This is a genomic window from Pseudomonas sp. M1 (assembly GCF_022760135.1).
Taxonomy (GTDB): Bacteria; Pseudomonadota; Gammaproteobacteria; order Pseudomonadales; family Pseudomonadaceae; genus Pseudomonas; species Pseudomonas citronellolis.
This window is the reverse complement of record NZ_CP094343.1, coordinates 1,878,896-1,893,414: the sequence shown is the minus strand read 5'-3', so window position 1 is coordinate 1,893,414 and position 14,519 is coordinate 1,878,896. Positions and strand designations below refer to the sequence as shown.

Sequence of the window (14,519 nt, the reverse complement as noted above, 5' to 3'; positions counted from 1 at the left end):
CAAACGCCCCGCCACGCCCTAGACTGCCGCTCCATCATTGAGCAGATGAGCTGAGGAGATCGGCGATGTCGGCAGAAACCATCGAGTGGCAGGATTTCGAGCGCGTCGAACTGCGCGTGGGCACCATCGTCCACGCCGAACCCAACAGCAAGGCGCGCAAGCCGGCGTACATCCTGCAGGTCGACCTCGGCCCGCTGGGGCTGAAGACCTCCAGCGCGCAGATCACCGCGCACTATTCCCTCGACGAACTGCTCGGCCGCCAGGTCCTGTGCGTCTGCAACTTCGCCCCCAAGTCCATCGCCGGGGTGCGCTCGGAAGTGCTGGTCACCGGCGTCTACGACAGCGACGACAAAGTGGTGCTGGCCGGCTTCGACAAGCCGCTGCCCAACGGCGCGCGCCTGGCCTGAGGCCTTTCACCGCCGGGCGACTGGCTCATCGAGCACCTGCGATCCCGCGATAGATAGAGAAGCAATGCGCGTTCCCCGACTGACACCCCGCTCGGCCCTGGTCGGCCTGCACGTAGGCGCCCTGATGTTCGGCCTGAGCGGCATCTTCGGCAAACTCATCCTCGCCGCCCCGCTGGTGATCGTCTTCGGCCGCGCGCTGTTCGGCCTGGCGGCGCTGGGCGGCGCCTTCGCCGGGCACCTGGCGGCGCAACCGCGGCCAAGCCTGCGCCAGGCCGCCGCGCTGGCCGGCAGCGGGCTGCTGCTGTGCGCGCACTGGCTGACCTTCTTCCTCGCGGTGAAGGTGGGCAACGTCGCCGTGGCCACCCTGGGTTTCGCCAGCTTCCCGGCCTTCACCGTGCTGCTGGAAGGGCTGCTGTTCCGCGAACGCATCCGCCGCGCCGAGTACCTGGTGGTGGGGCTGGTGTGCCTGGGCCTGGTGCTGGTGACGCCGAACCTGGACTTCAGCCAGGGCGCCACCGCCGGGCTGTTCTGGGGCATCGCCTCCGGCCTGCTGTTCGCCCTGCTGTCGCTGGCCAACCGCGCCAGCGTGCGCGGGCTGGACCCGATCCTCTCGGCCTTCGCGCAGAACCTCACCATCGTCCTCTGCCTGGCGCCGCTGGCCCTGTTCGAACTGCCCGCGGTACGGGCGCTGGACTGGCTGTGGCTGGTGTTGCTGGGGGTACTGTGCACGGGCGTGGCGCACAGCCTGTTCGTCGCCAGCCTGCAACTGATCAAGGCGCGCACCGCAGCGGTGATCTTTGCCCTGGAGCCGGTCTACGGCATCGCCTTCGCCGCCGTGCTGTTCGGCGAACAGCCGAGCCTGCGGATGCTGGCCGGTGGCGCGCTGATCATCTTCGCCACCTTCCTCAGTGCGCGTAGTGCCGCTTAGCCTGTGCTGCCGGGACGTCCGGCGTGGCCGGTGAATCCAATCGCGGACGGAGTCCGCTCCTACGCCCGTGCTTCCCTGGAGCTGTAGGAGCAACTGTCTTGCCCAGCGCACCGGGGCGCTTTTCGTAGGATGGGTTGAGCCTGCGATACCCATCGGACCATGGCGATGGGTATCGCTTCGCTCAACGCCATCCTACGGGGCACTGCCGGAAGGTGCAGGACTCTGTCCGCGATTCGGCGAATACGCCGTAGACGTTTCAGGATGGCTCCGGACTCAGCCCCGCTCCGAACGGCCCCCTCGCCCTCCGGGAGAGGGCTGGGGTGAGGGCATGATTCCGCTCCAATAGCGTCGGGAAAAATAAGAAGGCCGCCCCGCAGCATGCGTAACCCGACTCCTTGCCCTGGGGAGGGATTGCCAAGGAATCACCGCACGATTGCCTGCGAAGCGGCCTGTTCGGTCCGGCCCGGGGCCGGTTGTTTCAGTTGATGCTGTAGCCGCGCCCGTTCAGACAGGCGCCCAGCGCCCGCCGGTAGGTATCCGCCACACCCGGTGCCGGCGCCTGGCTGGCCGCGGCCGGGTCGAAGCCGCTCTGGCCAACGGCCCAGGTGTGGCACTCGTAGCGGTCGCGGCTCTGCTGGTCGGGCGTCTGCCCGCGCGCCGGGTAGGCAATCACGTCGTAGCTCACGCCTGCCGGCGCCTGCTGCACAGCCGGCGGCGGCTCCACCACCACGTATTCGCGACGGTCGGCGTTCCACAGGTAGTAGGTGCCCGCAGCGACGAAATAGAGCGCACTGCCGATCCACAGCGACCGCGCATAATCCGGCAGGCCATGGCCATGCCCGGGGCCCGGCCCCCAGCCATGCCCCGGGCCGGGACCATAACCGGGCGGTCCGGCCACGGCGGCGGCCGACAGGCTCAGGGCCAAGGCAGCGGCGATCGACTTGAACACGGCTTGCGACGACATCTTGATTGCACCTCCGGACACGGGCGCCCAAGCACCCGCCTTTCATGGTGCCTATCATCGCTCGTCCGGGGCCTGTCGGTTGTCAGCGCTTGGTAAAGACTGGGTAAAACAACCGATACATCCGCAACACGGTTCATGTGGAGAGGGAACGCAATCGGCGCGAAGCCTGGTAGCCATCAATTGCGGATGACGAACCCCTTCACAGGCAATTCCTCCGTCCGCACATAGAGCCTCTCGCTCCGCCATTGGGCCGACTCGAATGTCGCCTGGCACCACTTCTTCATCAGGGCCGCCTGGTAAAGCATGCCGAACGTAAAGGCCTTGTCACCTTGGCGCGCCTTGTCTTTCGGTCTCCTGTAGAAGGGACCGAATCCTTCGGGGCGGAAGTAACGCAGACAATCGTATTCCGCGGTGTCCACCTGGAAATGCTGGAAGAAAGGCGGAACCAGATCATTGGAGTCATCGCCATCGACGCCCAGGTCTTGATTGATCCGGGTCGCGAAACTGAGCGTCTCGAAGTCTCTTTTTCCGAAGCCAAGACTCTCCTGATAGAAGATCACAACCTCGTCCAGCAACTTTCTATCTATTGGCAGTTCGGGCAATACATTCAAAAGAACCTGTCCTCGGTCGAAACAAGCGAGTCGTACTTCGTGACGATTTTATATGCAATCGTCCCGATTTCGACCACCGTATAGGCCCAACCTAAAACCGGTATAGCTCGAGCGATGAATGCCCCTACGCTCTTTGTATAGGCTATTCTGGGTGGCGCCCAGCCAGTCAAGCTTGGTAATCGCAAGCTACCCGGAATTTTTTCTTTTTCAGCACACGCCGCAAATGCAAGGACAGCAAACTCGTATTGGGTGTAGTGCCCGCGAGTTTTCCACGGGGCGGTGCCACGATATTCATACCGCCAATGATAGCCAAAGCAGCGGCAACATCATCGAGCCCCAATTCTTCCAACGTAGTTTCAATCGCGACAGTCCAAAACAAATCCGCCGCGGTAAAGCCGCACTCGCCCGCATAGCAATATATTCTGCTCATCCGCACACTCCCTATGCATCGGTCTTGCTTGCCACGCCATTCGCTCGACCAGCTTCCCTGACCCAACCTCGATACGTACCTTTCTTCGCTTCGCCGCTGCTGCCTGCCTTACGCAGATATCCATGGATTGCCACGTTCACCTCCTCGGTCAGTCACCCACGACGATAACTAACACAAGGCAATCAATTACGCGGACAAAACCTAGCTTCAGGAAGAATCCCGCAGCCAATAGAGAAATGAACAAAACCCGGGCAGCACTCCCCTTACCACCCCATGTGCCGAACAGTCATAAATCACATGGCGTGCAGGGGCGTCTTAAGCAAAGTTTGCGACGGCCGACACCGGGTACGGGCAACAGCTCCCCGTACCAGGCAAAACAACCGATACATCGCCCGCCGGCGCGGGCGATGCAGCCGATGTCGGGGCGGCTAGAGGGGCTCGCGGCTAGCGACGCCGTCCACCAGGCGGGCGATGCCCAGCGGGTTGGCGTCCTTGAGGGCGGGGGGCAACAGTGCGTCAGGGTAGTTCTGGTAGCACACCGGGCGCAGGAAGCGGTCGATGGCCAGGGTGCCCACCGAGGTGCCGCGGGCGTCCGAGGTGGCCGGATAGGGGCCGCCGTGGACCATGGCGTCGCAGACTTCCACGCCGGTCGGGTAGCCGTTGAGCAGCAGGCGCCCGGCCTTGCGCTCGAGCAGGGGCACCAGGGCGGCGAAGCACGAGAGGTCCTCCGGCTCGGCGATCAGGGTCGCGGTGAGTTGGCCGCGCAGCCCCTGCAGGGCGCGCTGCAGCTCGGCGGCATCGGCCACTTCGACGACCACGGTGACCGGCCCGAAGACCTCCTCCTGCAGCAGTTCGTCCCCCTCTATCAGCAGGCGCGCGTCGGCCTGGAACAGTTGTGGCAACGCCTGGCGGCCTTTTTGCGGCTGGCCGGCCAGATGGCGGATGCCGGGGTGCGCGTGCAGGGCGGCGATGCCGCGTTCGTAGCTCTTCAGGGTGCCGGCGTTGAGCATGGTCTGCGCCGGCTGGTCGGCCATGCGCCCGGTTAGGCTGGCGACGAAGGCGGAGAACTCGGCCGAGGCGATGCCGATCACCATGCCGGGGTTGGTGCAGAACTGCCCGCAGCCCAGCACCACCGAGGCGGCCAGGTCCGCAGCCACCTGCTCGCCACGCGCGGCCAACGCCGCCGGCAGCGCCAGCACCGGGTTGATGCTGCTCATCTCGGCGAACACCGGGATCGGCTGCGGCCGGGCCGCGGCCAGATCACACAGCGCGCGTCCGCCCTTGAGCGAGCCGGTGAAGCCGACGGCCTGGATCGCCGGGTGCTTGACCAACCGCTCGCCGACGCCGCCGCCGTAGATCATGTTGAACACCCCGGCCGGCATGCCGGTGGCCTGCGCCGCGCGGACGATGGCCGAGGCGACGTGCTCGGCGGTCGCCATGTGCCCGCTGTGGGCCTTGAACACCACCGGGCAACCGGCGGCCAGCGCCGCTGCGGTGTCGCCGCCGGCGGTGGAGAAGGCCAGCGGGAAGTTGCTGGCGCCGAACACCGCCACCGGGCCGACGCCGATGCGGCACTGGCGCAGGTCCGGACGCGGCAGCGGCTGGCGTTCCGGCAGCGCACGGTCGATGCGCGCGCCGTGGTAGTCGCCGCGGCGCAGCACCTGGGCGAACAGGCGCAGCTGGTTGCTGGTGCGAGCGCGCTCGCCCTGGATACGCGCCGCCGGCAAGGCGGTCTCGCGGCAGACGATGGCGATGAAATCCTCGCCCAGGGCATCCAGTTCGGCGGCGATGGCATCGAGGAATTCGGCACGGCGCGCGTCGGGCAGCGCGCGGTAGGCAGGGAAGGCCGCTTCGGCGGCGAGCGCGGCGGCGTCCACCTCTTCCGGGGTGGCCTGGTGGAAGCTGTAGGGCAGCGCCTCGCCGGTGCTGGCGTCGAGGCTTTGCAGGGTCAGGTTGCCCTGGGCGGTGCGTGCGCCGCCGATGAAGTTGTGTCCGAACATGGAGGGTCTCCTGGTTCTACGGAAAAACTGCCGGGCCTCGTGGGCCCGGCATGGCCCCTGGGGGGCAGGTCGGACCTGGGGCCGTGGCGGAAGCCGCGCTGCAGGCCCCGGATAGGCGCCTGGCCGATGCGCGGGGGGGGTGGGCGCTCAGAGCGCCCGGACGAGCCCCGGCCGCGGAGTCTCGGCGGCCGGAGCGATGCCATTGCGCAGGGGCTCGCCGAACTCGCCCAGACTGACCTCGAAGACGTCGCCGGGGCGCGCCTGCACGCCGTCGGCGAACGACAGGGTGGCGGTGCCGAAGTAATGCACGTGGACATCGCCCGGGCGCAGAAACTGCGCATACTTGAAGTGGTGGAACTCCAGGTTCTCCAGGCTGTGGCACATGTTTTCCTCGCCGCAGAGGAAGGGTTTCTCCCACAGCACCTGGCCGTCGCGCAGGATGCGGCTGCTGCCCTCCAGGTGGCGCGGCAGTTCGCCCAGGCGCAGCTCCGGGCCGTAGCTGCAGAAGCGCAGCTTGGAATGCGCCAGGTACAGGTAGTTGCGGCGCTCCATCACGTGGTCAGAAAACTCGTTGCCCAGGGCGAAGCCCACACGGTAGGGCCGCGCATCAGGGCCAACGACGTAGAGGCCGACCAGTTCCGGCTCCTCGCCGGCATCCTCGGCGAAATCCGGCAGCGGCAGCGCGGCGCCGGGGCGCACGACTATGCCGCCGTCGCCCTTGTAGAACCATTCCGGCTGCGCACCAGCCTGGCCGGCAGGCGGGCGGCCGCCCTCCACACCCCACTGGAACATGCGCATGCTGTCGGTGACGGCAGCCGCCTCGGCCTGTTGCTGGTGCATCTTGTCGCGGGTGGCGGCGCTGCCCAGGTGGGTCAGGCCGGTGCCGGTGACCAGGCAGTGCGCCGGGTCCTCGTGGTCCAGCGGCGGCAGGACGCGCCCCTCGCGCAGCAGCGCCGGGTAGTCGTGGGCTTCGCCCTGGCCCCTGGCCAGGATTTCGCCGGTCAGGTCCCGGCCGGCCTCGATGGCTGCCAGGGCCAGGACACGTACGCTGCTGGCGTCCTGGACCTCGAGGGCGCGCCGGCCCTCCACCACGCCGACCCGGCGTTCGCCGGCGGCGGTTTCGAATTGGATCAGTCGCATGCTCTTGCTCGCTTGTCGGTTGTCGGGTTCAACGGGAACTGCCGGCCAGCGCCGCGCCTTCGCGCTGGCGCCGCTCCAGGCGGCTGTAGACGACGCCGGTGAGCACCAGGCCCAGCAGCATCACCATCGACAGGAAGTACAGGCCCGAGGCCAGGTTCCCGGTGTACGCCTTCAGCGCGCCTATGCCGAACGGGCCCAGGTAGCCACCGAGGTTGCCGATGGAGTTGATCAGCGCGATGCCGGCCGCCGCGCTGGCGCCGGAGAAGAAGCGTCCCGGCAGGGTCCAGAACACCGCCGTGCAGGAGAACAGCGCGAAAGCCACCAGGCATAGCGCCGCCAGTTGCAGCACCGGCACGCTCAGCCAGGCACTGAGGAACAGGCCCAGGGCGCCCAGGGCGTAGAGCGCGCCGAGGTGGCCATAGCGGTCGTTGAGGCGGTCGGAGCTGCGCGGCACCACCAGCAGGCCGATGATGCCGAACAGGTAGGGCACCGCCGAGACGAAGCCGGTGACCAGGTCGCTGCCGCCGAACTGGTGGATCAGCGTCGGCAGCCACAGGCCCAGGCCGTAGATGCTCAGGGTCACCGGCAGGTAGTACAGCGCCAGCAGCAGCACACGGCGGTCCTTCAGGGCGTGCAGCGGGTTGCCGTGGCGGGTCTGGCCGAACTCGCGCAGGTCGTTCTGCAACTGCTCCTTGAGCCAGGCACGCTCGGGTTCGCTCAGCCAGCGCACCTTGTCCGGGCCGTCCGGCAGCAGGCGCAGGGTCGGCCAGGCGAGCAGCACCGCCGGCGTGCCGATGCAGATGAACAGCCATTGCCAGCCATGCAGCCCGAAGTGACCGTCGAGCCCCAGCAGTGCGCCGGACAGCGGCCCGGTCACCAGCATCGCTAGCGGCTGGGAAAGGATGAAGAAGCCGAGGATCTTGCCGCGGTGGCGCACCGGGTACCACTGGGTGATGTAGTACAGCACCCCGGGGAAGAAGCCGGCCTCGGCGGCGCCGAGCAGGAAACGCATCACGTAGAAGCTGTTGGGCCCGCTGACGAAGGCCATGCCGATGGTGATGGCGCCCCAGGTGATCAGGATGCGGGCGAACCAGCGGCGTGCGCCGAAGCGGTCGAGCAACAGGTTGCTGGGTACTTCGAAGAGGAAATAGCCGATGAAGAAGAGACCGGCGCCGAAGCCGTAGGCGGCGTCGCCGATGCCCACGTCGGCCCCCATGTGCAGCTTGGCGAAACCGACGGCGGAACGGTCCACGTAGGCGACCAGGTACAGCAGCACCAGGAAGGGAATGAGTTTCAGCGTGATCCGGCGGACGAGCCGCTGTTCCTGAATCATGGCGGGGACTCCGATTGTTCTTGTAATGGGAACTGCGCATGGCCGAGGCATTTCTGGCAGGCCTTCGGCTCGGTAGAATCGACTATATAGTATTACTATTAATCACAACAACCCTTCACAAAGCGCAAATCACGCAGTAGATTGCCGAAACACCGACAAATTAGTAATACAATAAGAGCACCTATCCCATGCCTGACAAAAAAACCGTCCTGCGCTCCGCCCAGTGGTTCGGCACCGCCGACAAGAACGGCTTTATGTACCGCAGCTGGATGAAGAACCAGGGCATCCCGGACCACGAGTTCCAGGGCAAGCCAATCATCGGCATCTGCAACACTTGGTCCGAGCTGACTCCCTGCAACGCGCACTTCCGCAAGATCGCCGAGCACGTGAAGAAAGGCGTGCTGGAAGCCGGCGGCTTCCCGGTGGAGTTCCCGGTGTTCTCCAACGGCGAATCGAACCTGCGCCCCACCGCCATGCTCACCCGCAACCTGGCGAGCATGGACGTGGAGGAAGCCATCCGTGGCAACCCGGTGGACGCCGTGGTGCTGCTCACCGGCTGCGACAAGACCACTCCCGCCCTGCTGATGGGCGCCGCCAGCTGCGACGTGCCGGCCATCGTGGTCACCGGCGGGCCCATGCTCAACGGCAAGCACAAGGGCCGCGACATCGGCGCCGGCACCATCGTCTGGCAGATGCACGAGGCCTATAAGGCCGGGCAGATCGACCTCAACGAATTCCTTTCCGCCGAGGCCGGCATGTCGCGCTCGGCCGGCACCTGCAACACCATGGGCACCGCCTCCACCATGGCCTGCATGGCCGAGGCGCTGGGCACCTCGCTACCGCACAACGCCGCCATACCGGCGGTGGACTCGCGCCGCTACGTGCTGGCCCACCTGTCCGGCATGCGCATCGTCGACATGGTCCACGAGGACCTGCGGCTGTCGAAGATCCTCACCCGCGAGGCCTTCGAGAACGCTATCCGCGTCAACGCCGCCATCGGCGGCTCGACCAACGCGGTGATCCACCTCAAGGCCATCGCCGGGCGCATTGGTGTGGACCTGCAACTGGACGACTGGACCCGCGTCGGCCGCAGCACCCCGACCCTGGTCGACCTGCAACCTTCCGGGCGCTTCCTGATGGAGGAGTTCTACTACGCCGGCGGCCTGCCCGCGGTGATCCGCCGCCTCGGCGAGAACGGCCTGCTTCCCCATCCCGCCGCACTCACCGCCAACGGCAAGGCGCTATGGGACAACTGCCGCGAGGCGCCTCTGTATGACGAGGAGGTGATCCGCCCGATCGACAAGCCGCTGGTGGCCGATGGCGGCATCTGCGTGCTGCGCGGCAACCTGGCGCCCAAGGGCGCGGTGCTCAAGCCCTCGGCGGCCACCCCCGAACTGATGCGCCACCGCGGCCGCGCGGTAGTGTTCGAGAATTTCGAGGACTACAAGGCACGGATCAACGACCCGCAGCTGGAGGTGGACGCCAGCTCGGTACTGGTGATGAAGCACTGCGGGCCCAAGGGCTACCCGGGCATGGCCGAGGTCGGCAACATGGGCCTGCCGGCCAAGCTGCTGGCCCAGGGCGTGACCGACATGGTGCGTATCTCCGACGCGCGCATGAGCGGCACCGCCTACGGCACCGTGGTCCTCCACGTCGCCCCGGAGGCCGCCGCCGGCGGCCCGCTGGCGGTGGTCCGCGAGGGCGACTGGATCGAGCTGGATTGCCACCAGGGCCGCCTGCACCTGGACATCCCCGACGAGGAACTCGCCGCTCGCCTGGCCGACCTGCAACCGCCACCGAGGCTGATCAGCGGCGGCTACGCGCGGCTCTACGTGGACCATGTGATGCAGGCCGACGAAGGTTGCGACTTCGACTTCCTGGTCGGCTGCCGCGGCAGCGCCGTGCCCCGCCACTCCCACTGAAGCCGGGGCTCCCGGCGCAGGCCGGGCGCCAGTGCCGGCGGCGATGCTATGATGCGGCGCCCAGCCCTCATGGATCGCCGCCCGAGCACATGGACTACCGCAAGCCCAAACCGCGCAAGAGCATGCATGCCACCCTGGTCCAGGACCTGGGTATGCAGATCGTTTCCGGCCGGCTGCAGCCCGAGCAGAAGCTGCCTTCCGAAGCCAGCCTGTGCGAGGAGTACGCGGTCAGCCGTCCGGTGTTCCGCGAGGCCATGCGCGTGCTCACGGCCAAGGGCCTGATCTACGCGCGGCCCCGTCTGGGCACCCTGGTGCGGCCCAAGCGCGACTGGCACATGCTCGACCCGGATGTGCTGCACTGGCTGATGCAGTGCACCCCGCAGCAGGAGTTCTTCAGCACCCTATCCAGCGTGCGCTGGGTCATCGAGCCGGCCGCCGCGGCCCTGGCCGCGACCAACGCCAGCGAGGAAGACCTGGAGGCCATAGAAGAGGCCTACCAACGCATGGAGGCGGCGCGCACCCACGAGGAACGTCTGCAGCCGGACCTGGACTTCCACACGCGCATCGCCGACGCCACCCACAACGACCTGCTGGCCTACCTGTGCAACATGCTGTCGCTGGCGTTGAGGGAATCGATGCGCTATTCCAACCAGCGCCCCAACTTCCACGAGCTGGCGCTGCCGCGGCACAAGGCGATACTCACCGCGATCAAGAACCACGACGCCCTGGGCGCACGGCACGCCTCGCTGGTGCAGCTGGAAGACGCCCGGGTGGCGCTGGGCAAGGTGCTCGGCCAGGACCCCACCGCCTGAGCGGGCCTCAGGCGGCCTGTTCCAGCAACCACCGGCAATAACGCTCCACCCCCTCCTCCACGCCCAGCATGGGCGCGCGGTAGCCGGCCTCGTGGAGGAAGGCGATGTCGGCGCAGGTGTAGCACTGGTACTTGCCGCGCAGGCTGTCGGGGAATTCGATGTATTCCAGCAGGCCCTGGGCGATGGCCTGCTGCAGGTCCAGCGGCTGTTGGTCCTGCTGCGCGCGCAGGCTGTTGATCACTGCCAGGGCCACGTCGTTGAAGGGCTGGGCGCGGCCGCTGCCGAGGTTGAAGATGCCGCTGCGGCCGGGGTTGTCGAGGAAGTGCAGGTTGACCCGCGCCACGTCGTCCACGTAGACGAAGTCGCGCAGGTGGCCGCCGGCCAGGTAGTCGCCGTATTCGCCGAACAGTTGCACCTTGCCGCTGGCGCGGAACTGCTCGAAGCAGTGGAAGGCCACTGAGGCCATGCGCCCCTTGTGCTGCTCCCGCGGGCCGTAGACGTTGAAGTAACGCAGCCCGACGATCTGGCTGCGCGCCTGCGGCAGGGCGCGGCGCACGCGCTGGTCGAAGAGGAACTTGGAGTAGCCGTAGGCGTTCAGCGGCCGCTCGTACTCGCGCAGCTCGCGGAAGTCGCGGCCGGCGCCATACACCGCCGCCGAGGAGGCGTAGATGAACGGTACGCCGAGCTTCAGGCTGGCTTCCAGCAGGTCGCAACTGTAGCGGTAGTTGTTGTCCATCAGGTAGCGGCCGTCGCCTTCCAGGGTGCTGGAGCAGGCGCCCTGGTGGAACAGCGCGCGGACCACGCCGAAGCCGCCGCGGGCGTAGCGTTCGACGAAGTCGCGCTTGTCCAGGTAGTCGGCGATGTCGCAGTCGGCCAGGTTGCGGACCTTGTCGCCCTCGGTCAGGTCGTCGACCGCGATGATGTCGGTTTCACCACGCCGGTTCAGCGCCTTGACGAGGTTGCTGCCGATGAAGCCGGCCGCCCCGGTGACGATGATGCTCATGTGGCAACCCTCCCCTGGGGAGAATGAGTTGCCCACAGGCTATTGCGCGCGACGCCGGCAGCCTTTGATATAAGGCAGGAAAAGATAGCTCACTAACGAAACACCCGACTCACGGCCGGTCGTTGTGCCCCAGGTCGCGCTGCGGGTCGATGCGGTCGCGGACCCGCTGCTTGAGCACCTTGGCCTCGGGGAAGCCGCCGTCGGCCTTGCGCTCCCAGATCTGCTCGCCGTCGCAGGTGATGCGGAACACCCCGCCGGTGCCGGGCTCCAGGCTCACCCGGGCGAGGTCGTCGGCGAAGGTGCTGAGCAGTTCCTGGGCCAGCCAGGCGGCGCGCAGCAGCCACTGGCACTGGGTGCAATAGGTGATGACGATTTCCGCTCTGGGCTGGCTCATGGCGACCGGGCTCCTGCTCTGGGATGCCTATAATAGCCGCCTGGAAGCCCGATCGGACCCCGCCCCATGCGCCGCCTGCTGTTCGCCCTGCTGCTGTTCCTTCCGCTGTCCACCCTCGCCGCCGGGCACCCGCCGAAGATCGGCCTGGTGCTGTCCGGCGGCGCCGCCCGCGGCCTGGCCCACATCGGCGTGCTCAAGGCCCTGGACGAACAGGGCATCCACATCGACGCCATCGCCGGGACCAGCATGGGCGCGGTGGTCGGCGGGCTCTACGCCGCCGGCTACACGCCCAAGGAGCTGGAGCGCATCGCCCTCGGCCTGGACTGGCAGCAGGCGCTGTCCGACTCGCCGCCGCGGGTGGACGTGCCCTTCCGGCGCAAGCAGGACGACCGCGACTTCCTGGTCAAGCAGAAGCTCAGCTTCCGCGACGACGGCTCCCTCGGCCTGCCACTGGGCGCCATCCAGGGGCAGAACCTGACCATGCTCCTGGAAAGCCTGCTGGTGCACACCAGCGGTACCCGCGACTTCGACAAGCTGGCCATCCCCTTCCGCGCCGTGGCCACCGACATCGCCACCGGCGAGAAGGTGGTGTTCGACCGCGGCCACCTGCCCCAGGCGATCCGCGCCAGCATGTCGATCCCGGCGGTGTTCGCCCCGGTGGAGGTCGACGGCAAGCTGCTGGTGGACGGCGGCATGGTCGACAACATCCCGGTGGACGTGGCGCGCAGGATGGGCGTCGACGTGGTCATCGTGGTCGACATCGGCAACCCGCTGCTGGAGCGCAAGCAACTGACGACGGTGGTGGACATGCTCAACCAGTCGGTCACCCTGATGACGCGCAAGAATTCCGAGGCGCAGCTGGCCACCCTCAAGCCCGACGACGTGCTCATCCAGCCGCCGCTCAGCGGCTACAGCTCCACCGACTTCGGCCGCGTGCCGCAGCTGATCGACGCCGGCTACCGCGCTACCAGCATCCTCGCCACGCGCCTGGCCGCCCTGCGCAAGCCCCGCGACCAGGAGGCCGTGGCCCTGGCCGAGGCGCGCACGCCGGACGAGCGCACCCCGGTGATCGGCAGCATCCGCGTGGAGAACGACTCCAAGGTCGGCGACGAGGTGATCCGCCACTACATCCGCCAGCCGCTGGGCCAGCCGCTGGACCTGGAGCGCCTGCAGAGCGACATGAGCACCCTCTACGGCCTGGACTACTTCGACCAGGTGCAGTACCGCGTGGTCCGCGAGAAGGACGGCAACGCCCTGGTCATCCATGCCCTGGGCAAGCGCAGCGGCACCGACTACCTGCGCCTGGGCCTGAACCTGTCGGACGACCTGCGCGGCGACAGCACCTTCAACGTCGGCGCCAGCTACCGCGTCAACGGCATCAACCGCCTGGGCGCGGAATGGCTGACGCGCCTGCAGATCGGCGACCAGCAGGAACTCTACAGCGAGTTCTACCAGCCGCTGGACGCCGGCTCGCGCTACTTCGTGGCGCCCTACCTGTTCAACGAGGCGCGCAACGTCGAGGCCACCGACAACGACGACCCCATCGCCGAATACCGCCTGGAGCGCTACGGCTACGGCCTCAACCTCGGCCGGCAGATCGCCAACAACGGCGAGATCCGCCTGGGCGTGGCCCAGGCCTTCGGCAAGGCCGACGTGCGCGTGGGCCAGCAGGACCTGCCGGACTTCCACTTCAACGAAGGCTACGCCGAGCTGAAGTACTCCTTCGACACCATGGACAACGTCGACTTCCCCCGCGAGGGCGAGGACATCCAGGCCAGCTACCGCGAGCACACGCCGTCGCTGGGCGACGACGACCGCTACCGCCAGTGGGAACTGCGCCTGGACAAGGCCTTGAGCAGCGGGCCGAACACCTGGGTACTCGGCGGCGGCTACGGGCGCACCCTGGACGACGCCGAGGTGGTGGTGTCGAGCTTCCTGCTCGGCGGCGCGCGCGAGCTCTCCGGCTTCCGCCAGGACGCCCTGGCCGGGCAGAACTACAGCCTCGGCCGGGTGATCTACTACCGACGCATGACCGAGCGTTCGTTCCTGCCCCTGGACTTCCCCTTCTACCTCGGCGGCAGCCTGGAACGCGGGCGGGTGTGGAACAACGACAACAGCTACGACACCGGCTATATCAACGCCATGAGCATCATGCTCGGCTTCGAGACGCCGCTGGGGCCGTTGTCGTTCAGCTATGGGCTCAACGATGCCGACGAGCATGCGGTGTACCTGAACCTGGGGCGGAATTTCTGAGGGAGCCCTGCCGTCCTCGGGCGCAGGTGTTCCGGCTGGCGGCGGATAACCGCGAACGGTTATTCGCCCTACGGTCGGACGCGGGTGTAGGAGCGACTGTCTTGCCGACTGCGCCAGGGCGCTCTTCGTAGGATGGGTTGAGCCTGCGAAACCCATGCGGCCACAGTGATGGGTATCGCTTCGCTCAACCCATCCTACGGGGTGTGTGGTGGTGTAGGAGCGCGCCCTGCGCGCGATATCGCGGGCAGGGCCCGCTCCTACAGGTCGCCGGGAGGCACGGTATTCCTTCCCCTGTAGGAGCGGACCTTGTCCGCGATAGCCG

13 protein-coding genes are annotated in these 14,519 nt (G+C 67.3%); 5 read left to right on the top strand and 8 right to left on the bottom strand.

From position 1 onward, the window contains the following. Positions 1 to 65 precede the first annotated feature (65 nt). Both PM1_RS08655 and PM1_RS08650 read left to right on the top strand, forming a co-directional pair. Positions 66 to 407, top strand: coding sequence for a tRNA-binding protein (locus PM1_RS08655; protein ID WP_009620426.1), 342 nt, complete (start codon positions 66 to 68; stop codon positions 405 to 407). 64 nt (positions 408 to 471) lie between these two features. Beyond that, on the top strand, positions 472 to 1,335 hold the full coding sequence (locus PM1_RS08650) for a DMT family transporter (protein ID WP_009620428.1): 864 nt from the start codon (positions 472 to 474) through the stop codon (positions 1,333 to 1,335). 478 nt (positions 1,336 to 1,813) lie between these two features. Here PM1_RS08650 and PM1_RS08645 read toward each other — a convergent pair whose 3' ends face one another. The 6 genes from PM1_RS08645 to PM1_RS08620 form a co-directional block, all read right to left on the bottom strand. Then, positions 1,814 to 2,299 carry a hypothetical protein gene (locus PM1_RS08645; RefSeq protein WP_009620429.1) on the bottom strand — a complete coding sequence of 162 codons (486 nt, stop codon included), beginning with the start codon at positions 2,297 to 2,299 and terminating at the stop codon, positions 1,814 to 1,816. Between the two features lie 176 nt (positions 2,300 to 2,475). Then, positions 2,476 to 2,874 carry a DUF1493 family protein gene (locus PM1_RS08640; protein WP_160326804.1) on the bottom strand — a complete coding sequence of 133 codons (399 nt, stop codon included), beginning with the start codon at positions 2,872 to 2,874 and terminating at the stop codon, positions 2,476 to 2,478. Between the two features lie 202 nt (positions 2,875 to 3,076). Further along, positions 3,077 to 3,340, bottom strand: a complete 264-nt coding sequence (locus PM1_RS08635) for a hypothetical protein (RefSeq protein WP_238603229.1) — start codon at positions 3,338 to 3,340, stop codon at positions 3,077 to 3,079. Between the two features lie 428 nt (positions 3,341 to 3,768). After that, positions 3,769 to 5,340 (bottom strand): aldehyde dehydrogenase (NADP(+)), encoded by a 1,572-nt coding sequence (locus tag PM1_RS08630; protein ID WP_009620431.1) that lies wholly within the window; start codon positions 5,338 to 5,340, stop codon positions 3,769 to 3,771. 147 nt (positions 5,341 to 5,487) lie between these two features. Then, a complete protein-coding gene (araD1, locus tag PM1_RS08625) occupies positions 5,488 to 6,480 on the bottom strand; it encodes an AraD1 family protein (protein ID WP_009620432.1) in 993 nt (330 codons plus the stop codon). 28 nt (positions 6,481 to 6,508) lie between these two features. Then, on the bottom strand, positions 6,509 to 7,813 hold the full coding sequence (locus PM1_RS08620; protein WP_009620433.1) for an MFS transporter: 1,305 nt from the start codon (positions 7,811 to 7,813) through the stop codon (positions 6,509 to 6,511). A 188-nt stretch (positions 7,814 to 8,001) separates the two neighbouring features. Between PM1_RS08620 and PM1_RS08615 the strand changes: the two genes are divergently transcribed. Both PM1_RS08615 and PM1_RS08610 read left to right on the top strand, forming a co-directional pair. Next, positions 8,002 to 9,735 carry an IlvD/Edd family dehydratase gene (locus tag PM1_RS08615; RefSeq protein ID WP_009620434.1) on the top strand — a complete coding sequence of 578 codons (1,734 nt, stop codon included), beginning with the start codon at positions 8,002 to 8,004 and terminating at the stop codon, positions 9,733 to 9,735. 89 nt (positions 9,736 to 9,824) lie between these two features. Further along, positions 9,825 to 10,547, top strand: coding sequence for a FadR/GntR family transcriptional regulator (locus tag PM1_RS08610; RefSeq protein ID WP_009620436.1), 723 nt, complete (start codon positions 9,825 to 9,827; stop codon positions 10,545 to 10,547). A gap of 7 nt (positions 10,548 to 10,554) precedes the next feature. Here the strand turns inward: PM1_RS08610 and rfaD are convergent, their stop codons facing one another. Continuing rightward, positions 10,555 to 11,550, bottom strand: a complete 996-nt coding sequence (gene rfaD, locus PM1_RS08605) for an ADP-glyceromanno-heptose 6-epimerase (protein WP_009620438.1) — start codon at positions 11,548 to 11,550, stop codon at positions 10,555 to 10,557. A gap of 109 nt (positions 11,551 to 11,659) precedes the next feature. Then, on the bottom strand, positions 11,660 to 11,944 hold the full coding sequence (locus PM1_RS08600) for a SelT/SelW/SelH family protein (protein ID WP_009620440.1): 285 nt from the start codon (positions 11,942 to 11,944) through the stop codon (positions 11,660 to 11,662). Between the two features lie 66 nt (positions 11,945 to 12,010). Here PM1_RS08600 and PM1_RS08595 point away from each other — a divergent pair, with 66 nt between their 5' ends. Next, entirely contained in the window at positions 12,011 to 14,197 is a 2,187-nt protein-coding gene (locus PM1_RS08595) for a patatin-like phospholipase family protein (RefSeq protein ID WP_009620441.1), read from the top strand. Positions 14,198 to 14,519 lie beyond the last annotated feature (322 nt).

Coding starts and splice junctions, on each gene's coding strand:
- PM1_RS08655 (WP_009620426.1), top strand. CDS start 66: ATGTCGGCAGAAACCATCGAGTGGCAGGATTTCGAGCGCGTCGAACTG.
- PM1_RS08650 (WP_009620428.1), top strand. CDS start 472: ATGCGCGTTCCCCGACTGACACCCCGCTCGGCCCTGGTCGGCCTGCAC.
- PM1_RS08645 (WP_009620429.1), bottom strand. CDS start 2,299: ATGTCGTCGCAAGCCGTGTTCAAGTCGATCGCCGCTGCCTTGGCCCTG.
- PM1_RS08635 (WP_238603229.1), bottom strand. CDS start 3,340: ATGAGCAGAATATATTGCTATGCGGGCGAGTGCGGCTTTACCGCGGCG.
- PM1_RS08630 (WP_009620431.1), bottom strand. CDS start 5,340: ATGTTCGGACACAACTTCATCGGCGGCGCACGCACCGCCCAGGGCAAC.
- araD1 (WP_009620432.1), bottom strand. CDS start 6,480: ATGCGACTGATCCAATTCGAAACCGCCGCCGGCGAACGCCGGGTCGGC.
- PM1_RS08620 (WP_009620433.1), bottom strand. CDS start 7,813: ATGATTCAGGAACAGCGGCTCGTCCGCCGGATCACGCTGAAACTCATT.
- PM1_RS08615 (WP_009620434.1), top strand. CDS start 8,002: ATGCCTGACAAAAAAACCGTCCTGCGCTCCGCCCAGTGGTTCGGCACC.
- PM1_RS08610 (WP_009620436.1), top strand. CDS start 9,825: ATGGACTACCGCAAGCCCAAACCGCGCAAGAGCATGCATGCCACCCTG.
- rfaD (WP_009620438.1), bottom strand. CDS start 11,550: ATGAGCATCATCGTCACCGGGGCGGCCGGCTTCATCGGCAGCAACCTC.
- PM1_RS08600 (WP_009620440.1), bottom strand. CDS start 11,944: ATGAGCCAGCCCAGAGCGGAAATCGTCATCACCTATTGCACCCAGTGC.
- PM1_RS08595 (WP_009620441.1), top strand. CDS start 12,011: ATGCGCCGCCTGCTGTTCGCCCTGCTGCTGTTCCTTCCGCTGTCCACC.